Origin of the sequence: Streptococcus mitis (assembly GCF_946190335.1) — a bacterium.
Taxonomy (GTDB): Bacteria; Bacillota; Bacilli; order Lactobacillales; family Streptococcaceae; genus Streptococcus; species Streptococcus mitis_CH.
This window is the reverse complement of record NZ_CAMHZN010000002.1, coordinates 139887-159941: the sequence shown is the minus strand read 5'-3', so window position 1 is coordinate 159941 and position 20055 is coordinate 139887. Positions and strand designations below refer to the sequence as shown.

Below are 20055 nucleotides of genomic sequence, written 5' to 3'. Positions count from 1 at the left end.
TTTTTTGATGTCCAAAAGTGAGGTTTATATGAAACAAGAATCAACTGTTGATTTGTTACTAGACGTTGACCAACGTCCTTCGGCTGGAAAAGGAATTCTCCTTAGCTTCCAACACGTTTTCGCCATGTTTGGTGCGACCATCTTGGTACCATTGATTTTGGGAATGCCTGTATCTGTTGCCCTTTTTGCTTCAGGTGTTGGAACACTCATCTACATGATTTCAACTGGATTTAAAGTTCCAGTTTATCTAGGTTCTTCATTTGCCTTTATCACAGCTATGTCACTGGCTATGAAAGAAATGGGTGGTGATGTATCTGCTGCCCAAACAGGGGTTATCTTGACTGGTTTAGTCTATGTCCTTGTCGCTGCTGGTGTTCGTTTTGCAGGTACAAAATGGATTGATAAACTCTTGCCACCAATCATCATCGGACCTATGATCATCGTTATCGGTCTTGGACTTGCAGGTTCAGCTGTTACCAATGCTGGTCTTGTAGCTGATGGAAACTGGAAAAATGCTCTTGTAGCAGTTGTTACTTTCTTAATCGCTGCCTTTATCAACACAAAAGGAAAAGGATTCCTACGAATCATTCCATTCCTCTTTGCCATTATCGGTGGTTACCTCTTTGCACTAACACTTGGCTTGGTTGACTTTACACCAGTTCTTAAAGCCAACTGGTTCGAGATTCCTGGTTTCTACTTGCCATTTAATACAGGCGGTGCCTTTAAAGAATACAATCTTTACTTCGGTCCAGAAACCATCGCTATCTTGCCAATCGCTATCGTAACAATTTCTGAACATATCGGAGACCATACTGTTTTGGGTCAAATCTGTGGCCGTCAATTCTTGAAAGAACCAGGTCTTCACCGTACTCTTCTTGGTGACGGTATCGCAACTTCAGTTTCTGCCTTCCTTGGTGGACCAGCCAATACAACTTATGGAGAAAATACAGGGGTTATCGGTATGACTCGTATCGCTTCTGTCTCAGTTATCCGTAACGCTGCCTTCATCGCGATTGCCCTTAGCTTCCTTGGTAAATTCACTGCCTTGATTTCAACCATTCCAAATGCTGTACTTGGTGGTATGTCAATCCTTCTCTACGGAGTTATCGCAAGTAATGGTTTGAAAGTCTTGATCAAAGAACGTGTAGACTTCAGTCAAATGCGTAACCTAATCATCGCAAGTGCTATGTTGGTACTTGGACTTGGAGGAGCTATCCTTAAACTTGGTCCAGTTACCCTTTCAGGTACTGCCCTATCAGCCATGACAGGAATCATCTTGAACTTGATCTTACCATACGAAAATAAAGATTAAGAGTCTAAACACATCAAAAAACGAGCATTTCCAATTACGGAAGTGCTCATTTTTCTTCTTTCTAAAAAAGGAAAGCCCTGTGGCCTTCCCTTGTCTTACTTGCGTTTTTTCTTCGCTTTCTTCATTTTGTTAGCCATGCGTTTCATGGACTGTTTCATAGCAAATTCACCGATTTTACCTTTGAGTCCGCCACCAAACAGCTGGCTCATATCTGGCATTCCTGCTCCTCCGAGAGCTGACAGGTCAGGCATACCGCCTTGTCCCATCATTCCTTCAAGGGCAGACATATCCATTCCTCCCATATTTGGCATATTTTTAGGAAGGTTGTTTGGATTGATTCCCATTTGCTTCATCATTTTGTTCATATCTCCAGACATGACACCTTGCATGAGCTGTTTAGCCTGGTTAAAGTCCTTGATAAATTTATTGACTTCGACAAAGGTATTTCCAGAACCAGCTGCGATACGACGGCGACGGCTTGGATTTAACAAATCTGGGTTTTCACGTTCTTCAGGTGTCATGGAGGACACAATGGCACGTTTTCGCGCAATCTGACGCTCATCCACCTTCATGTTTTGAAGGGCTGGATTGTTAGCCATACCTGGAATCATCTTGAGCAAGTCTTCCATTGGTCCCATGTTTTGCACCTGATCCAACTGATCAATGAAATCATTGAAATCAAAGGTGTTTTCACGCATCTTCTCAGCCATTTCAAGGGCTTTTTGCTCATCGTATTCCTGAGAAGCTTTCTCAATCAGAGTGAGCATATCCCCCATGCCAAGGATACGGCTAGACATGCGGTCTGGGTGGAAGGTCTCAATGTCCGTAATCTTTTCACCTGTACCAGTGAACTTGATTGGTTTTCCGGTAATGTGACGAACAGATAGAGCCGCACCACCACGAGTATCTCCATCAATCTTGGTAAGGATAACCCCAGTCACTTCCAACTGAGCATTAAACTCACGCGCAACATTGGCCGCTTCTTGACCAATCATAGCATCAACCACGAGGAGAATTTCGTTTGGTTGAGCCAATGCTTTTACGTCACGAAGTTCATTCATCAAAAGCTCATCAATCTGCAAACGACCTGCCGTATCAATCAAGACATAATCGTTGTGATTGGCTTGGGCTTGTTCCAAACCTTGACGAACAATCTCAACAGCTGGTAGTTCTGTTCCAAGTGCAAAAACAGGCACATCGATTTGTTGACCCAGAGTTTTCAACTGGTCAATAGCCGCAGGACGGTAAATATCCGCCGCAATCATCAAAGGACGGGCATTTTCTTCTTTCTTGAGTTTGTTGGCCAATTTACCTGCAAAAGTTGTTTTACCAGCCCCCTGCAAACCGACCATCATGATAATTGTCGGAATTTTAGGAGACTTGATAATCTCTGCCGTATCAGAACCTAAAACAGCTGTCAATTCCTCATCAACGATTTTGATAATCTGTTGCGCAGGATTAAGTGTATCAATAACTTCATGTCCGACTGCACGTTCACGAACTTTCTTGATAAAGTCCTTTACAACAGGTAAGGCAACGTCAGCCTCAAGCAAGGCCAAGCGAATCTCTTTGGTTACCTCTTGGACATCAGCCTCAGAGATTTTTCCTTTTTTACGTAAATTTTTAAAGACGTTCTGCAAACGTTCTGTTAAACTTTCAAATGCCATTTTTCTTCCTCTTATTCTCTATTATCAATGCTTGTTAAAATTTCTATCTGCTCCTGCAGAAAGTCATCATTGGGATAGCGCTCCAAAATCTGATCAAAAATCTGACTACGGACAATGTAGTCCGAGTACATGTGCAGTTTCATCTCATAATCTTCCAGAATCTTTTCTGTCCGCTTGATATTGTCATAGACAGCCTGACGACTGACACCAAACTCTTCGGCAATTTCAGCAAGGCTGTAATCATCAGCGTAGTAGAGCTCGATATAATTCATTTGCTTATCTGTCAAAAGCGCCGCATAAAATTCAAAGAGCGCATTCATACGATTGGTTTTTTCGATTTCCATAACTTTTATTATACCAAAAATTAGCCTAATCTACCACATTAGGAAGCCAATCCTTGAAGATAGAAAGTAGATTTGAGAAGGACGAAATCCTAGCCCCAAGTAATTTCCAATTGATAGCTAGCAAAGGGATGTCCCTCTTGATTTTGTAGTTGATAATCTAGTTCAATCTTTTGCCCATCAACTTGATAATGGCTCGTTTGGATGATAAACTCCTGCATGCCCATAGGTGTAGGAATATAGGCTAAACTATCGCTATCCTTTAGAAAGCGCATAATGGTCTTGGGAGTGGAAAAACGACTCATCACAAGTTCTTGACCATGAAATTTAATCACTACTTTTTCCTTTTCCTCATTATAGAAAAGCAGGTAGCTATAATCTCCTTTTTCATGCACTTCAACATCATAAAGCTGGTCAATCACTTCCAACTGCTCATCAAACTGAATCGTATTTCGCATCCGAATCTTCACATCAAGTCCTCTTTCTTGTCTCTTGTCCTACTATTTTACCAAAAACTCTAGCTTTTTGCTATAATGGTCATATGAACGAAAAAGTATTCCGTGACCCAGTTCACAACTACATCCATGTCAATAATCAAATCATCTATGACTTGATTAATACAAAAGAATTTCAGCGTTTGCGTCGTATCAAACAACTGGGAACTTCCAGTTATACCTTCCACGGTGGAGAACATAGTCGCTTCTCTCACTGTCTAGGAGTCTATGAAATTGCACGACGCATCACGGAGATTTTTGAAGAAAAATATCCTGAGGAATGGAATCCTGCCGAGTCTCTCTTGACCATGACTGCTGCTCTCCTACATGACCTTGGTCATGGTGCCTACTCCCATACTTTTGAACATCTCTTTGATACAGATCACGAAGCTATTACTCAGGAGATTATCCAAAGTCCTGAAACGGAGATTCATCAAGTCCTGCTACAAGTGGCGCCAGATTTTCCAGAAAAGGTTGCCAGTGTCATTGATCATACCTATCCTAACAAGCAGGTTGTGCAACTCATTTCTAGTCAGATTGATGCGGACCGCATGGACTATCTCTTGCGTGACTCCTATTTTACAGGAGCATCCTATGGAGAATTTGACCTGACTCGCATCCTCCGAGTCATTCGTCCTGTCGAAAATGGTATCGCCTTTCAGCACAACGGCATGCATGCCATCGAAGACTACGTCCTCAGTCGCTACCAGATGTACATGCAGGTTTATTTTCATCCTGCAACACGCGCTATGGAGGTCCTCCTTCAAAACCTTCTCAAACGGGCTAAGGAACTTTATCCAGAAGATAAGGACTTCTTTTCACGAACATCTCCACATCTCCTGCCTTTCTTTGAAAAAAATGTGACCTTGTCTGATTATCTGGCTCTGGATGATGGTGTGATGAATACCTACTTCCAACTCTGGATGACCAGTCCTGATAAGATTCTTGCAGACTTATCACAGCGCTTTGTCAACCGCAAGGTCTTTAAATCCATTACCTTTTCACAAGAAGATCAAAACCAACTCGCTAGCATGAGAAAATTAGTTGAGAACATTGGCTTTGATCCCGACTACTATACTGCCATTCATAAGAACTTTGACCTCCCTTATGATATCTATCGTCCCGAATCTGAAAATCCACGAACACAGATTGAGATTTTACAAAAAAATGGTCAACTGGCCGAACTCTCTAGCCTGTCTCCTATCGTCCAATCCCTTGCTGGCAGTCGCCACGGAGATAATCGTTTCTATTTTCCAAAGGAAATGTTGGACCAAAACAGCATCTTCGCAAGTATCACCCAGCAATTTTTACACTTGATTGAGAACGATCATTTTACCCCAAATAAAAACTAGAAGAGGAAATTTATGAGTATTAAACTAATCGCCGTCGATATTGACGGAACCCTAGTCAACAGCCAAAAGGAAATCACTCCTGAGGTCTTTTCTGCCATCCAAGATGCCAAAGAAGCTGGTGTCAAAGTCGTCATTGCAACTGGCCGTCCTATCGCAGGTGTTGCTAAACTTCTGGACGACTTGCAGTTGAGAGACGAGGGTGACTATGTGGTGACCTTCAATGGTGCCCTTGTCCAAGAAACTGCTACAGGACATGAGATTATCAGCGAATCCTTGACTTATGAGGATTATCTGGATATGGAATTTCTCAGTCGTAAGCTCGGTGTCCACATGCACGCTATTACCAAGGACGGCATCTACACAGCCAATCGCAATATCGGAAAATACACAGTGCACGAATCAACTCTCGTCAGCATGCCCATCTTCTACCGCACACCTGAAGAAATGACTGGCAAGGAAATCGTCAAATGTATGTTCATCGATGAACCAGAAATCCTCGATGCTGCCATTGAAAAGATACCAGCCGAATTTTATGAGCGCTACTCTATCAACAAATCTGCTCCTTTCTACCTCGAACTCCTTAAAAAGAATGTGGACAAAGGTTCAGCCATCACTCACCTATCTGAAAAACTCGGATTGACCAAAGACGAAACCATGGCTATCGGCGACGAAGAAAATGACCGTGCCATGCTGGAAGTCGTTGGAAACCCCGTTGTCATGGAAAATGGAAATCCAGAAATCAAAAAAATCGCCAAATACATCACCAAAACAAATGACGAATCCGGCGTTGCCCATGCCATACGTACATGGGTATTGTAAAATAATTTGAATATAGAAAAAGCACCCCAGAAGTTAGAGATAATGTACTGCCCCCAAAAGTTAGACAGAAAAATCTTACTTTTGGGGGCAGTTTAATATTTAGTATTTTTGGTTTCTAGTTCTATCCCCTCAATAATTATTAAATCTGAATTAGATAGTACATTATGTAAAACCTTTTTCAATTTTTTATTTTACTACGAATTAATATTATTTTTTTAATGATAATTGATCCACTAATCTTCCTTTATAAATATTGCAGTACTTTTCTTAATTAGCTTTTTTTCATAACTCTTTATAAGAATAACTAATAAACTACTTAGTAATCCCAAAATAACTAGACTTAATCTTGGGTTTAAAAGCCAATTAAAATAAGCGGCCAATATCCCTCAAAAAGGAGCAAAAATGGTAGCTATTACAAAAGAACTTGAAAGTATCTTTCCAATATTATACACAGTACTTTCTTGTTGCTGTATTGTTGTAATCGAAACAGAAGCTATTGTAATTAATCCGCTCAAAATTGAATAACAAATTCCAAAAAATATCCAATTTTCTACTATTCCACTCGCCATAATGACAAGTGGGATGGTTGCCATTGATATATTCATCAATATAAAAGCATCCTTCTTATTCAAAAAGTAGAAAGAAAGGTTACTGCTATCAAACTTCCAAATTCAGCAATTGAGTAAACAATCCCAACAAGACTATTTGATAATTTCAATTACGTCCATTTTTTTCTCTCATTAATTGGACATAGCCCTTTGTTTCTATTTTTGAATTTAAAAACGAGAACTCTCCGCACATTTTCTCATAAAAATTATTATAATCTTCTTTTGAAAAATCTCCTAAAATCTCTATCTCAAGATAAAATCCAAGACTATCAATCTTATCTAGATTAATCGTTTTATTTTCTAATGCATCATGATAAGTCTTTCTATGTTTACTTATTGTGAAAATATTTGAAAATCCATCTTGCAAGATATTCCTTACAAATTCTAATTTTTCAGATTCCAACTCTATTTCACTTTCACTCCACATTCCTTGTTTTATCGTATCTTTTCTTGTGAAAATACTTGCTCTATTATCATCTTCTTGGCGAATTCTGTAGATAAAGCTACCTACCTCATCATTTTCAAATTCTCTTCCTTTTATTTTAAAATATTCATCAACTTGCTTATTTTCACTCTTAAATTTATAAGATTTTTCTAAATATGAAATAGCATTATTATAATCTCTCTCATCGTTGAGTTCAAATCTAACTTCTAATTCATTCATTAATTTTACCTCTCAATTCTTCAAAGGCTGAAGTCTCTTTAAATTCACTCAGTCTATAGTAAGTTTCTGTAGATGTTTTATGGACAAAAAGCCTAATATTTTCTTGCACTCATTTTAGCACTTCAATATAATACTGTCAAGGATTTTGATAATATTTTTTATTTATTTTTATTAAATACATATTTGTATCTTTTTGGATTAAAAAAGCGATGCTTAATTGAACATCGTCTTTACTATTCTGTTATATCTGCAATATAATGCTCGATTTTAAGAGCCATTGACATATTTCCCTCAAGCTTATAAAGGAAATAAGCCGTTTCAAAGTACTCTTTTACTGCAACTTTAGAAGAAAAATTCTTACTGACATTTCCCATCAATACATACAAATCAGCCAAAAGATACGTTGTTCTATACGTCTTACATTGCTTTATCGTATCTGTGATTTTAGTAATAGCTTCTTCAGTATTATTCTGCAACCATAGATAGCGACAAACATTATAATTAAATTTAATAGAAAGGTTTAATTCTTCGATTGTTTTTAAATTGAGTTGATTTACTTGATACTCTAACTTTTCTCGAATTTCATTAAAACTCTCTAAATCTTCAATATCATAATAAAAATTAAATAGAGTATTTGAAACTTGAAGGTAGGTCAGGTCAGGTACACTTAACTGAGACAGTACCTTCTCCAATCTTGCCACAGCCTCCTCTTTTTGCCCATAGAAATAAAAATCTATAAGAGATTTTATCCACTCCATATAAAACTTATCTACTAAAGACAAGCGATGTACTTTTACACTCTCTAGTTCATATATATATTTCAAAGACTCATAATTTCGATTTGTGATAAATGTCTGAGCTAACTTCTTAAACTCTGATAGCTCGTCAATCTCCTCTTCAATTTGCTCATTAAAAAAATAATCCATACTAACTTTTAACTTCTTGGACAGAGCATATAAAAAGTCTGCTCCTGGAGTAAATTCTCCATTCTCTAATCGACTAATCTGTCCCTGTTTACATATCCCCTCAGCCAATTCTCGCTGAGACATTTTTAATTCTTTTCGTCTATTTTTTAATCTTGTTGCTAATAGTGTACCCACGTTTGCATTTTCCTTTTCTATTCGATTTCAATTTCAATTGTAACATGATTAAATTTTAAATACAAATTAATAAACCAAAAGATACAAATTATATATAAGCAATGACTAGATATGTTACCTTTGAAAACCTATCCCTTCTTCTTTTGAGATTTTCTTACTCAAACGATTGATAAACGTATTCACTTTAAATGGATTAGATATTAGACTATCATGTTTAAATTTTGTTATTGATATATTTAACAGACCAGAAATAGTCTTGTACAACATATCAAATTCAGGGGAATAATAACGATTTTCCCCATTTTTTAAGCTCTCTATTTCATAACAATCAATTCACCTTGTCACATACCTTAGCCAGAAACATCCATACCAAATCTTTTTGAAAGCTGTTTAAAGATTTGTACTTACTTTCTGAGTTCATAGATCTGAACCTTAACATCATTTGTCAATTCCATAATAAAAATAAGGACATTCCAATAAAGGAAGTCCTTATTTTTTAACTAATAGATGTCAAAGTTACTTTGCTGATCCACTTTATCTGTACTCATTGATCAAAATATAACTTTTGCTCAAAATTTGGTCAAAAAAAAACAAAAAATACTAAATTATTTTTAAAAATGAACTTGTGATAATTGCCTTCAAATAAACATTTTGAATTTTCTTTGTCTTTCTTTACATTTCTAAAAATGCCCCCTGCAGGAATCGAACCTGCAACTACTCCTTAGGAGGGAGTTGTTATATCCATTGAACTAAGGGAGCTAGATAAAAACTCTGCTGAAGAAGCAGAGTTTTTTAGTCGAATTAACGACGAATTTCTTTGATACGAGCTGCTTTACCTTGAAGAGCACGCAAGTAGTACAATTTCGCACGACGTACTTTACCGTAACGAACAACTTCGATTTTTTCAACACGTGGAGTGTGGATTGGGAAGATACGCTCAACACCTACACCGTTAGAGATTTTACGAACTGTGTAGTTTTCTGAGATGCCAGCACCTTTACGTGCGATAACAACACCTTCAAAAATCTGGATACGTTCACGGTTACCTTCGACAACTTTCGCGTGTACACGAACAGTGTCACCAGGACGGAATGATGGGATATCTGTACGAAGTTGACCTTCAGTCAAGCTTTGGATTAATGGATTCATTTTATTCTCCTATCTTTGTCAATCTTGAGGAATCTTCCTCAGCGGATAAACTGTATTTTTGTGCGTCCATTACACACAAGATACAGTTTACCAAATTTCCACAAAAAAGTAAAGAATTTTATAGCAGAATTCCTAAAAAAATCGCAACTAAACCACCTAGGTAGGTTAAGGCTAGGTAGCTATAAAATACCTTCTTATCACTTAACAGTCTTTGAAGTTCGTCATTCAAGGTCGAAAAAGTTGTCAAACCTCCGCAAAATCCTGTTGCTAGAATAGCATAGACTTCCTTGGACTCCACATGATTGTAAAATAATCCAATCAAAAAACAACCCAAAAGATTGGCTATAAGCGTTCCGAGGGGCAATTTAGATGCTTGATTATAGCGGGAAAAGAAATAGCGCACTAAAGCTCCGAAACCACAAGCAATTGTAAGATAGACGATTATCATCTCTTCCTCCCTAAATAGTAAGCTAAAAGCAGTCCTCCACCGATGCTCAAAAGCAAATACATAACTAAACTAAGATAACGCCCTGTATCAAGCAGTTTCACAGCATCAAGCATGAGACTAGAAAAGGTTGTTAAACCTCCGCAAAAACCTGTACCCAGTGCTAAAATAACGCCTTTACTGGTTCCCTTATAGACCAGATAGCCCTTAACAAGATAAACCAAGCAGAAAATACCTAGATAGTTGACAAGAAGGGTTCCCCAAGGAAAGTCAGGACTGGCTGGTAACCAAGTGGAAACTAGGTAGCGGACAAGTCCGCCCAACATAGCAGCTAGAAAAATCCCTAGCGGATAAAAATGTTCTTTTTTCATTTGATATTTTGATCCTGATAATCACGCGAACGTTTGAGTATGTCCGAAAAAGTCGCTACAATAGTCTCCTGATAGCGCTTGTCCTCTACACGACTCCTAACCTTTTCAAAGATAATTGCTTCTCTCTTGGTATCTAAAATCGGTTTCCCTGAAGTCTTCTTATAAGCGACAACCCCTTCAACTAAATGCATTCGTTCTTCTAACAGTTTGACAATTTGATCGTCAATTTGATCAATTTCTTGACGAATACTATCTAAATCCATACAGTCTCCTCCTTTATTTGAATTATTGTATCAAAAAGCCACCAAATAGGCTAGTAAAATCCCAAGTCACGATAAGAAAAATGCACTGATTGATTACATCAGCGCAGTTTTATACTTATCCTACTTTAGCAGCCAATTCTTCTGCGAATTGTTCCAAGCGTTCAATATCTTCTTCCTCGGCAGAAAGATCAACTTTAACACACTCTGAACCTTTTTCTGCTCCTGTTGACACAAAGACACGGTCAAAGTCATCAACAGCCTTACAGAATTCATCGTAGAAGGTGTCACCTGAACCAACCACTCCGTAGATTTTACCATTCAAGTTGAGATCTGCTAGGTCTTCGTAGAAGTCCATCATCTCATCTGGCAATTCACCATCACCATAAGTATAGGTCGCAACGATAGCGATGTCTGCTTCCAAGAAGTCTGAAGCGTCAACAGTTGTACATTCATCAACATCGACATCCAAGTCCAAGTCACGTAATTTGTCTGCTACAATATCTGCAATTTCTTCGGTATTACCGGTCATACTGGCAAATACAATTTTTGCTAATGCCATATCGTCCTCCTCAATTTATCTTTCTCCATTATATCACATCTTTTTCATTTTAAAAATAAAAATTCTTGTGCTACAATGAAATGAGAAAGAATTGAGGTTATTTATGGAAATTTGCCATCAAATTTTAGAAAAAATCAAAGAATACGACACGATTATCATTCATCGTCATATGAAACCAGACCCAGATGCCTTGGGAAGTCAGGTGGGATTGAAAGCTCTTCTCAAACATCATTTCCCAGAAAAAACTATCAAAGCAGTTGGTTTTGATGAACCAACTCTTACTTGGATGGCTGAAATGGATCTTGTTGAAGATAGTGTCTACCAAGGGGCACTTGTCATCGTCTGTGATACGGCCAATACTGCTCGTATCGATGATAAGCGCTATCGTCAAGGTGATTTTCTCATTAAGATTGACCACCATCCAAATGATGATGTATACGGTGACCTATCTTGGGTGGATACTAATTCTAGCAGTGCTAGTGAGATGATTACCCTATTTGCTGAAACAACCCAACTGGCCTTGTCAGATCGAGCTGCTGAATTGCTCTTTGCAGGAATCGTTGGTGATACAGGTCGTTTCCTCTACCCTTCTACGACTGCACGCACCCTCCGCCTGGCTGCTTCTCTGAGAGAACAGAACTTTGACTTTGCGGCTCTCACTCGTAAAATGGATACTATGAGCTACAAGATTGCTAAACTTCAAGGCTACATCTACGACCATCTGGAAGTGGATGAAAACGGTGCAGCTCGCGTTATCCTGAGTCAAGAAATCTTGAAACAATTCAATGTGACCGATGCGGAAACTGCAGCTATTGTGGGTGCACCTGGACGCATTGATAGTGTTAGTCTTTGGGGAATTTTTGTGGAGCAGGCTGATGGTCACTACCGCGTTCGCTTACGCAGTAAAATCCATCCTATCAATGAAATTGCCAAGGAACATGATGGTGGAGGCCACCCTCTAGCAAGTGGTGCTAATTCCTATAGTCTAGAAGAAAACGAAATCATCTACCAAAAGTTAAAAAACTTGCTTAAAAACTGATAAAATACTTGCCAAACTTTTCAGAATCTGATAGACTAGTATGGTAACAATCTATGGCTCGCAAAGAGACCATGGCAGAAAGGAAATATTGCAAAATGAAAAAAGATATCCATCCAGAATATCGCCCAGTTGTCTTCATGGACACAACTACTGGTTACCAATTCCTTAGCGGTTCAACAAAACGCTCTAACGAAACAGTTGAGTTCGAAGGCGAAACTTACCCATTGATCCGTGTGGAAATTTCATCAGACTCACACCCATTCTACACTGGACGTCAAAAGTTCACTCAAGCAGATGGACGCGTGGATCGTTTCAACAAAAAATACGGTCTCAAATAATGATAAAAAGAACAGTTTCGGCTGTTCTTTTTTCTTTCTTGAAATTAACTGCTGTTTTCATGTTCCAGACTCGTACTCTTCGAAAATCTCTTCGGTAATTTAATGTTAGGGGATTTATACTAACAATAGACTTTTAACCCTAAAATTGATAAAATAGGGAAGAAAATAATTGTAAAAGGAAACTATAAATCACCATGATGAACATGCAAAACATGATGCGCCAAGCACAAAAACTTCAAAAACAAATGGAACAAAGCCAAGCTGAACTTGCTGCTATGCAATTTGTTGGTAAATCTGCTCAAGACCTTGTCCAAGCGACCTTAACTGGAGATAAGAAAGTTGTCAGCATTGACTTTAATCCAGCTGTTGTTGACCCAGAAGACCTTGAAACTCTTTCAGATATGACGGTTCAAGCCATCAACTCTGCTCTTGAACAAATCGATGAAACTACCAAGAAAAAACTGGGTGCTTTCGCTGGGAAATTGCCATTCTAAGCATAAGAAAAACAAGCATTCAAGAGAATACTTGCCTATCGTGGGAGGAACAACTGTTCCTCTTTTTGCTTACTAAAAATTAAAGAATTCCATGGCCTGTTTGAAAAGCAATTCAGTATACTCTGGGTCTTCTTGGGCAATGGTAACCTGATCTTGAATCATTTCCAAATCATCCGTTATCATGCCATCAGCTCCCAAATGAACAGATTTATCAAAGGACTCTGAACTATTGATGGTCCACACGTACAATTTCTGATCGGTATTCCAAAGCTTGTTGACAAAATTTTCATCTAAAGTTGAATACTCCATGGTATAACCTGTAGCCTTGGTTCTTGGAAAAATACTATTATAAGGTAGGATTAAAAAGACTGGAATTTGAGTATCGTAGGCTAAAACCTGGTCAATCACATGGTAGTCCAAGGATTGCATTTGGTGACCATTCTGCTTAAGAACTGTTCCATATTTTTCCATAAATCGTTTCATCATATCTGGGCTATCTTTTCGACTGGTTTTAATCTCAATAAGGAGTTTTTGATGCAATTCATTGGCTTTATTGAGATAGTCATCAAAACTGGACACCTTGCTATGATAACCATTTTCTGAAATATCAAGTTTAGTTAATTCTTTCAAAGTGAGATCCTGTGGATTGGCATTAACTCCTGTCAGATTCTTGATATTAGCATCATGCATCATGACAAACTGGCCATCTTTTGTTTCCTGAACATCCGTCTCAACAAAGTCTGGCCCTAGTTGGGATGTCCTTTCTAATGATTGGACAGTATTTTGGACACCATTCTTATTAGATACTCCTCTGTGAGAAATAACTAAAGGTTTATGTGCAACTGGAGCTTCCAAATAAACATAACCCTCAAGAGCAAAAAAGATGCCAGCACAGCCCATCACTCCCCATCTCATCCAGTGGTCTTTCTTTCTTCTTGGTGTGATTTCTAATTCTTCCCCTGTCAAAAAGGAAACAAACTTAATGAGAAAATAGGTCAAGGCCATATAGTGGAAATTCTTAATCAAGACAAAATTAATGATTCCTAATACAAGAGATTCCTTATGGGTTAATCCATCCATCAGTACCTGACTTGCTAATATTGGAATGAGAAGAAGAATAAAAAATAGATACGTTTTGACGATAATCCAAAGCAAATTCAAAATATAAAACCATGAGTGCTTTCTTGTCTTCTCTAGACTGTATCTGACTGCTTCTTTGACTGTTTTCTTCTCAAACAAAAGCTGGGGTAGGGCAAACATCAACCGTACTGAAATATAAAACAGAAGTAAAGCCAGAATAGTAACAATCAAACCGACCAACCAGTACTTATCTTCTACATAGGCTACTATGAATTCCGGAATAACGATTTTATTGAGGTAATAAATCTTTAAAATCTTTCGAATCAATGGAAAGAGCATCATGACATAAAAGAAAATAAAGGCCATTTTGTAAATCGTCACTTGCTTCATAAACAAGAAACTTTGACGAAAGACCTTACGACTGTACTCCAGCAAAGTTCTCTTTTCATGATAGAGGAGGTGCCGGGCTCCAATAAAGAGGAGTCCTAGCTGGTAATAGGCGACCAGTAAATTAACGATTACCAGAACAAATAAAGCAAGACTAACAAAGGGAGAACCCTTTATAATAGCGAAAATATTATTGTAGGAAAGAAAGAGATAACCTGTCTGACGGAGCAACAGTCCAGCAATCCAAGAATTAAGTGGTAACCAAACAAACTCAATCATCATAAATATCAAGAAAAAGAGAAAGAGTATTTTATCTAGATTAAAGTATATCTGCTTAAAACCTAGATTTTTAGGTTTTTCAGGTTTCATAGGCACTCCTAGTCAAATAATTGAGACAAGTCCAAGCTACCAAAAGGATTGTTTGATAGGCTACTTTCTGTCTCTAACAATTCTCTAGCTTGATCTGACTCTAAGAAGGACTCGTAAACACGCGCCGTCATCCGAGCATCCTCCAAGCTATTATGAGACTGACCTTGAAATCCAAGAAAGGAGGCAACAGTTTGCAATTTGAGATTGGCAATACCATGTAAATCCGAACTGCGACGTTCAAAAGCTTCATCATATAGATCCACCTTGTATTGCTGGCTGTAGTCTAAACCATGCTCTTCTAAAATAGGCAAATCACTTTTAGCAGCGTTGTACCCCACCATGGGTAAAGAACCCACAAACTCTTGGAAATCTTTTATGACTTTCTCCACTGGAGGAGCATCTTTTAAGGTCTCAGCTGTAATCCCAGTCAAACCATTGATAAAACTTTTTAATGGGGCGCTGGTATGGACATAGGAATCATAGGCATCGATTTCCTGACCATCTCTAAAACGCACTGACGATACTTGAATCAAGTGTGTTTGTCCTTCATGCTGATTAAATTCTAAATCAAAAGCAATGTAATCTTCTAATCGTTCCATTCTATACCTCTCCTATACTGTTATTTTAATTGAGCAACTATACTATTTAGAAACAAAAGAAGCCATCAGGTTAGCATTTAACCTAAACAGCTCCTTGATTATCCTCCAAATAAACGAGCAAAAAAGCCTTTCTTAGTGGATTGGACTTCTTCTTTTGCTTGGTCCAGCTCTAGCTTGAGATTTTCTTGATCCTTCATGGCTTGAAGGGTCAATTGTTGCTGCTGATCTAGTTGTTTGTCTTTCTCAGCAATCTGACGATCTTTGATACGCATCTGCTCGTCTTTTTCTGATAATTGACGATCCTTGGCTTTTAATTGTTCATAGAGACGCAGAATTTCTGCATTCTTCTCATCAACTAGAATCTCCATCAGTTCACGTTGCTTGACATCTTCACTGACAGGCTCATCTTCAAAAATCGTTTTTTTATAGATTTCTTCTAGCTTAATCAAGCCACTTCTGGTAACTACCGTTACCCCTTTGTCATTTTTATCTGTGTCTTCTTCTGGTAATTCTTTGACACGGTTATTGATTGCTTGGCGAGATAATCCTAAAACCTCTGCAATCTCACTGACGGTCATTTCAATACTCATAATATCCTCTGAAACGTTTTCTAGCTTTTCTTTACTTAAATCTTATCATAAGCTAGAAAAACTGTCAAATTTTCGCTTAATCTAAGGCCTTCAAAAAGGCTAATAAGACTTGGGCAGAGCGACGTCCAGCTTCGATAATAAACTCATCAAAAGAGATGTTTGCTTCATGGTTGGCATTGTCACTCATAGCTCGGATAACTAAGACTGGAAGATTAAGAGCATGCGCTGCCTGAGCAATAGCTGCCCCCTCCATCTCAACGGCTAAAACTTCTGGGAAATGAGACTTAATCGCTTCTATCTTGTCATTTCCTGCAACAAAACTATCTCCTGTAGCAATCAAACCAAGATGCCAGTTTTGGTCCAATTGAGATAGACTCTCTTGAATTTGAGCAACAAAGGCTTTGTCTGATTCGAAATAAAGTGGTTGTTGCGCCATTTGTCCATAAGCATAACCAAAAGCTGTGACATCCACATCATGATAGGCTAATTTGTCAGCAATCACGACATCCCCAACAGCAATCCCTTCTGCTAATGCCCCAGCTGACCCCGTATTAATTATAGCATCCACTTGGAAATGATCAGCCAAAATTGCCACACTCATAGCAGACATAACCTTACCAATTCCACTTTCTACAAGAACGACTTCATGTGAGGCAATGGTTCCTGTATGGTAGGTATTCCCCAAAACAACTTGCTCTTGGGCATTGTCTAAATGCTGGACCAGATAAGCCAGTTCTTCTGGCATCGCCGCAATAATTCCTATTTTCATTTTATTTCCTTTTCTATTACAAAAGTTTCATTGCTAAGACAAGCAAAATCAAGAGAAAGATGACTGCAAATAAAATCTTATTTAACTTAGAATTGAAGACATTTCTCTTGGTATTTTCAATGCGACGGCTTTTATGAATAGACGGTTCGACCTGAATCTTCAAGGTTTCCTGGCTAAAACCATGTTCCTTAGGATTGGCATAACCAAAACGGGAAGATGAAGTTGGTAAAATCTTGGTCTCCTCATCATCTAGCAAAGGGGGACCTGAAATTTTTTCGCCTCTATTAGCTCTTTCAATCATTTCATCCGTTAATAAAGGTTTACCCATACTGACCTCCTCTATTTTTTGTATAATTCCCAGTATTGAACAGCCATAATTGTCTTGGCATCACAGATGTGACCTGATTGGATTAATTCCTTGGCTTCTTCTAGGCTCACTTCAAGGACTTCCAAGGTTTCATCTTCATCCTGCGGACGTGGATTTTCCACTTTTGTTAAATCGCTTGCTAGGTATAGTTTTAACTTTTCATTACAAAAGCCAATGGCTGAATAAAAGTCATACAAGAGCTCTAACTTCCCTGTATAGGCTGTTTCTTCCTCTAATTCACGAAGGGCAGCTGCGACAGGGTCTGTATTTTCTCCTACTTCCAATTTTCCAGCTGGAATTTCGTAAGAGACAGCCTCGATGGCTTTGCGGTACTGCTTGACCAAGATGAGTTTTTGCTCATCTGTTACAGCTAAAACACAGACAGCTCCATTGTGGAAAATCAAATCACGTTGGGCAGTTCCCTTGCCTTCTGGTAATTCAACCTGATCTTGGACCAGTTTAAATATTGGTCCTTGATAGATTTCTTTTCGGCTAAGCGTTTTTTCTTCAAATTCCATGACAGACTCCTACTGATTATTAGGATGATGAGGAAGGCGAGTTGCATATTCATCTTTGTTGACCTGACGACCACGACCAATTGCAATCGCATCCGCTGGCACGTCTTTGGTAATAGTTGAACCAGCACCAACAAGAGAATTGTCCCCTAACTCAACTGGCGCAATAATGGTTGAATTTGAACCAACAAAGACATTGTTACCGATGACTGTCTTGTATTTGTTTTTACCATCGTAGTTGACTGTAATGGTTCCTGCACCAAAATTAACATGACTACCCACTTCACAGTTTCCGATATAAGTCAAATGACCAGCCTTGGTATTTTCACCGATTGAAGAGCCTTTCACCTCAACAAAGTTTCCAATATGGACTTGAGCAGCTAAACTTGAACCTGGACGAATGTGGGCATAAGGTCCGACAGTGACGCCGTCTGCAACACTACTCTCTTCAATCATAGAGTTGGTAATGACAGCTCCTGCTCCGATAGTGCTATCCACTACATACGTTCCATTTGTCAAAAGAGTCTCAGCACCAATTTTCGTTTGACCTTTCAATGTAACATTGGCTTCGATTTGAACTTCAGGAGCAATCTCAACATCAATATCAATATAAGTTGCTTCTGGATTGACAAAGCTAACGCCATTGACCATGTGTTGATGATTGATGCGACGACGCATAACCGACTCAGCTGTCGCAAGAGCCACACGATCATTTACCCCAAGACTTTCATCAAAATCTTTCAAAGTATAAGCACCAACTTTTTCACCAGCTTCACGGAAAATGCCAATGACATCTGTAATATAGTATTCACCTTGAGCATTGTTGGTATTGATATTTTTCAAAGCCTCAAACAAACGCTCGTTGTCAAAGACGTAAGTTCCGGTGTTGATTTCCTTGATTTGTTTTTCAAAATCTGTGGCATCCTTCTGCTCCACAATGCGAAGAACTTCAGCATTGTCATTACGCACAATTCGTCCATAGCCAAAAGGATTATCCGTTTCAGCAGTCAAGATAGTCGCCACATTTTTATGATTGATATGGAAATCAATCAAATTTTTCAAGCTTTCACCTGTGATTAAAGGAGTATCTCCTGCGATAACCAAGGTATGCCCTGACAAACCTTCTAAAATAGGCTCAGTCATCATAACTGCATGACCAGTTCCTAACTGTTCAGATTGAGTCACAAATTCTGTCTGTCCAGCCAAGACCTGCTCAACCAATTCTGCCTTGTGTCCCACAACTGTTACTGTCTTTTCAGGTTGGATAGCTCCCACACTACGGAAAACATGTTCCAGCATAGAAATACCCGCAACCTTGTGCAACACTTTTGGCAAATCAGATTTCATGCGAGTCCCTTTACCCGCTGCTAAAATAATGGCATAATTTGACATAATCTTCTCTTTTCTCTAGAAATTCCCTTTTATTATACCATATTTCAAATCATTCCGCGCCCTTGAATGAAAAAATGCTCTAAAGTCCTTTCTTAACCCATTTTTTGAGTATTTTTTTTGATTTTTTTTCATTTTTAAGGTAAAATTATGAGATATGAGAAAGAAAATTAATCCGCTTATTTTATTTGGTTTTTTTGGGATTATGATTTTCATTTTAATCCTGAATCGCCCTCGTTTTGAGGACCATCCTGTAAAAACAAAGTCAAATATCGCGCAAGTAGAATCACAAGCGCTACATAATATAGATAAACCGGTAATTGATGTTTCTGGTTGGCAACGTCCTGAGGAAATTAATTACGATACTCTGTCACAAAACATTTCTGGAGTTATCGTTCGTGTCCATAGTGGAGCTCAGTCTACGAAAGAAAACGATGCTTCCTATGTTAATGGGGTTGATAAGGCTTTTAAAACCCATATCACCGAATTTCAAAAACGAAATGTCCCAGTTGGTGTCTATGCCTTTGTAGCTGGAAAAAGTGTCCAAGAAATGGAAAAGGCCGCTGAAGTTTTTTATAACGCTTCATCGCCATACAGCCCTAGCTACTATTGGCTAGATGTGGAAGATAAAACCATGTCCAATATGAACGAAGGTGTTGAAGCCTTTCGTGCAAAACTAGAATCACTAGGTGCTAAAAACATCGGTATCTACGTTGGGGTCTACTTCATGGAAGAACACAGTATTGATACAGACAAGTTTACGTCTGTTTGGATTCCTTCCTATGGCTCTGACTCAGGTTTTTACGAGGCAACTCCAAAAACTGATTTAGATTACGACATCCACCAGTACACTTCTAAAGGAAAAATTGCTGGCTTTGATCATGATTTGGATATCAACGTCATCTCTTCCTTAAAAAACAAAGAAGAAACCTTTAGAAAACTCTTTTTAAAACCTTAAAAGCATTTGTTTATCAT

The 20055-nt window shown here is 38.4% G+C and carries 25 protein-coding genes and 1 tRNA gene; 7 read left to right on the top strand and 19 right to left on the bottom strand.

What is annotated here, in order from left to right:
- Positions 1 to 28: 28 nt before the first annotated feature.
- Positions 29 to 1312 (top strand): uracil-xanthine permease family protein, encoded by a 1284-nt coding sequence (locus N8O43_RS04435; RefSeq protein ID WP_004241778.1) that lies wholly within the window; start codon positions 29 to 31, stop codon positions 1310 to 1312.
- Positions 1313 to 1407: 95 nt separating this feature from the next.
- Here N8O43_RS04435 and ffh read toward each other — a convergent pair whose 3' ends face one another.
- The 3 genes from ffh to N8O43_RS04420 all read right to left on the bottom strand — a co-directional run bounded on the left by ffh (position 1408) and on the right by N8O43_RS04420 (position 3790).
- Entirely contained in the window at positions 1408 to 2979 is a 1572-nt protein-coding gene (ffh, locus tag N8O43_RS04430; RefSeq protein WP_033685182.1) for a signal recognition particle protein, read from the bottom strand.
- A gap of 11 nt (positions 2980 to 2990) precedes the next feature.
- On the bottom strand, positions 2991 to 3323 hold the full coding sequence (locus tag N8O43_RS04425; protein ID WP_045611844.1) for a putative DNA-binding protein: 333 nt from the start codon (positions 3321 to 3323) through the stop codon (positions 2991 to 2993).
- A gap of 89 nt (positions 3324 to 3412) precedes the next feature.
- The gene (locus N8O43_RS04420) at positions 3413 to 3790 is read right to left on the bottom strand and encodes a YwiB family protein (protein ID WP_261089565.1); all 378 of its coding nucleotides are present in this window, start codon (positions 3788 to 3790) and stop codon (positions 3413 to 3415) included.
- 71 nt (positions 3791 to 3861) lie between these two features.
- On the opposite strand from N8O43_RS04420, the gene N8O43_RS04415 reads away from it, so the two are divergent.
- The gene (locus N8O43_RS04415) at positions 3862 to 5166 is read left to right on the top strand and encodes an HD domain-containing protein (protein ID WP_261089564.1); all 1305 of its coding nucleotides are present in this window, start codon (positions 3862 to 3864) and stop codon (positions 5164 to 5166) included.
- A gap of 12 nt (positions 5167 to 5178) precedes the next feature.
- On the top strand, positions 5179 to 5985 hold the full coding sequence (yidA, locus tag N8O43_RS04410; protein WP_261089563.1) for a sugar-phosphatase: 807 nt from the start codon (positions 5179 to 5181) through the stop codon (positions 5983 to 5985).
- A 386-nt stretch (positions 5986 to 6371) separates the two neighbouring features.
- Here yidA and N8O43_RS04405 read toward each other — a convergent pair whose 3' ends face one another.
- From N8O43_RS04405 to N8O43_RS04365, 9 genes are all read right to left on the bottom strand, one after another.
- Positions 6372 to 6578 carry a hypothetical protein gene (locus N8O43_RS04405; RefSeq protein WP_261089562.1) on the bottom strand — a complete coding sequence of 69 codons (207 nt, stop codon included), beginning with the start codon at positions 6576 to 6578 and terminating at the stop codon, positions 6372 to 6374.
- A 121-nt stretch (positions 6579 to 6699) separates the two neighbouring features.
- The gene (locus tag N8O43_RS04400) at positions 6700 to 7257 is read right to left on the bottom strand and encodes a CYTH domain-containing protein (RefSeq protein WP_261089561.1); all 558 of its coding nucleotides are present in this window, start codon (positions 7255 to 7257) and stop codon (positions 6700 to 6702) included.
- A gap of 233 nt (positions 7258 to 7490) precedes the next feature.
- Positions 7491 to 8357, bottom strand: coding sequence for a helix-turn-helix domain-containing protein (locus tag N8O43_RS04395; RefSeq protein ID WP_261089560.1), 867 nt, complete (start codon positions 8355 to 8357; stop codon positions 7491 to 7493).
- A 687-nt stretch (positions 8358 to 9044) separates the two neighbouring features.
- A tRNA-Arg gene (locus N8O43_RS04390) sits at positions 9045 to 9116 on the bottom strand.
- A 42-nt stretch (positions 9117 to 9158) separates the two neighbouring features.
- Positions 9159 to 9506: a 50S ribosomal protein L19 gene (gene rplS, locus N8O43_RS04385; protein ID WP_001068669.1), complete on the bottom strand. Its 348-nt coding sequence runs from the start codon at positions 9504 to 9506 to the stop codon at positions 9159 to 9161.
- 118 nt (positions 9507 to 9624) lie between these two features.
- Complete coding sequence (gene crcB, locus N8O43_RS04380; protein WP_261089558.1) at positions 9625 to 9954, bottom strand: fluoride efflux transporter CrcB; 330 nt, start codon at positions 9952 to 9954, stop codon at positions 9625 to 9627.
- Positions 9951 to 10322 (bottom strand): fluoride efflux transporter CrcB, encoded by a 372-nt coding sequence (crcB, locus tag N8O43_RS04375; RefSeq protein WP_261089556.1) that lies wholly within the window; start codon positions 10320 to 10322, stop codon positions 9951 to 9953. Before crcB (N8O43_RS04375) ends, crcB (N8O43_RS04380) begins: the two co-directional genes overlap by 4 nt.
- Positions 10319 to 10585: a chorismate mutase gene (locus N8O43_RS04370; protein ID WP_261089555.1), complete on the bottom strand. Its 267-nt coding sequence runs from the start codon at positions 10583 to 10585 to the stop codon at positions 10319 to 10321. The genes crcB (N8O43_RS04375) and N8O43_RS04370 overlap by 4 nt, the downstream gene beginning before the upstream one ends.
- Positions 10586 to 10700: 115 nt before the next feature.
- Positions 10701 to 11144, bottom strand: coding sequence for a flavodoxin (locus N8O43_RS04365; RefSeq protein WP_050966672.1), 444 nt, complete (start codon positions 11142 to 11144; stop codon positions 10701 to 10703).
- Between the two features lie 103 nt (positions 11145 to 11247).
- On the opposite strand from N8O43_RS04365, the gene N8O43_RS04360 reads away from it, so the two are divergent.
- From N8O43_RS04360 to N8O43_RS04350, 3 genes are all read left to right on the top strand, one after another.
- Positions 11248 to 12183 carry a DHH family phosphoesterase gene (locus tag N8O43_RS04360; RefSeq protein WP_261089554.1) on the top strand — a complete coding sequence of 312 codons (936 nt, stop codon included), beginning with the start codon at positions 11248 to 11250 and terminating at the stop codon, positions 12181 to 12183.
- A 95-nt stretch (positions 12184 to 12278) separates the two neighbouring features.
- On the top strand, positions 12279 to 12521 hold the full coding sequence (locus N8O43_RS04355) for a type B 50S ribosomal protein L31 (RefSeq protein ID WP_000710764.1): 243 nt from the start codon (positions 12279 to 12281) through the stop codon (positions 12519 to 12521).
- A gap of 194 nt (positions 12522 to 12715) precedes the next feature.
- On the top strand, positions 12716 to 13015 hold the full coding sequence (locus tag N8O43_RS04350) for a YbaB/EbfC family nucleoid-associated protein (protein WP_000981526.1): 300 nt from the start codon (positions 12716 to 12718) through the stop codon (positions 13013 to 13015).
- Between the two features lie 72 nt (positions 13016 to 13087).
- On the opposite strand, the gene N8O43_RS04345 is transcribed toward N8O43_RS04350, so the two are convergent.
- The 7 genes from N8O43_RS04345 to glmU form a co-directional block, all read right to left on the bottom strand.
- Positions 13088 to 14851, bottom strand: a complete 1764-nt coding sequence (locus N8O43_RS04345; RefSeq protein WP_261089553.1) for a glycerophosphodiester phosphodiesterase — start codon at positions 14849 to 14851, stop codon at positions 13088 to 13090.
- Between the two features lie 8 nt (positions 14852 to 14859).
- The gene (locus N8O43_RS04340; protein WP_261089552.1) at positions 14860 to 15450 is read right to left on the bottom strand and encodes a 3'-5' exonuclease; all 591 of its coding nucleotides are present in this window, start codon (positions 15448 to 15450) and stop codon (positions 14860 to 14862) included.
- A gap of 98 nt (positions 15451 to 15548) precedes the next feature.
- A complete protein-coding gene (rocS, locus tag N8O43_RS04335) occupies positions 15549 to 16040 on the bottom strand; it encodes a chromosome segregation protein RocS (protein ID WP_000021242.1) in 492 nt (163 codons plus the stop codon).
- Between the two features lie 76 nt (positions 16041 to 16116).
- Positions 16117 to 16809, bottom strand: coding sequence for a 5'-methylthioadenosine/adenosylhomocysteine nucleosidase (locus tag N8O43_RS04330; protein WP_261089549.1), 693 nt, complete (start codon positions 16807 to 16809; stop codon positions 16117 to 16119).
- Between the two features lie 16 nt (positions 16810 to 16825).
- Complete coding sequence (gene macP, locus N8O43_RS04325; RefSeq protein WP_000517862.1) at positions 16826 to 17137, bottom strand: cell wall synthase accessory phosphoprotein MacP; 312 nt, start codon at positions 17135 to 17137, stop codon at positions 16826 to 16828.
- Between the two features lie 11 nt (positions 17138 to 17148).
- On the bottom strand, positions 17149 to 17694 hold the full coding sequence (locus tag N8O43_RS04320) for an NUDIX hydrolase (protein WP_166731888.1): 546 nt from the start codon (positions 17692 to 17694) through the stop codon (positions 17149 to 17151).
- A gap of 9 nt (positions 17695 to 17703) precedes the next feature.
- On the bottom strand, positions 17704 to 19083 hold the full coding sequence (gene glmU, locus N8O43_RS04315) for a bifunctional UDP-N-acetylglucosamine diphosphorylase/glucosamine-1-phosphate N-acetyltransferase GlmU (RefSeq protein WP_261089548.1): 1380 nt from the start codon (positions 19081 to 19083) through the stop codon (positions 17704 to 17706).
- Between the two features lie 154 nt (positions 19084 to 19237).
- Between glmU and N8O43_RS04310 the strand changes: the two genes are divergently transcribed.
- Entirely contained in the window at positions 19238 to 20038 is an 801-nt protein-coding gene (locus N8O43_RS04310; protein WP_261089547.1) for a glycoside hydrolase family 25 protein, read from the top strand.
- The last annotated feature ends 17 nt before the right edge of the window (positions 20039 to 20055 follow it).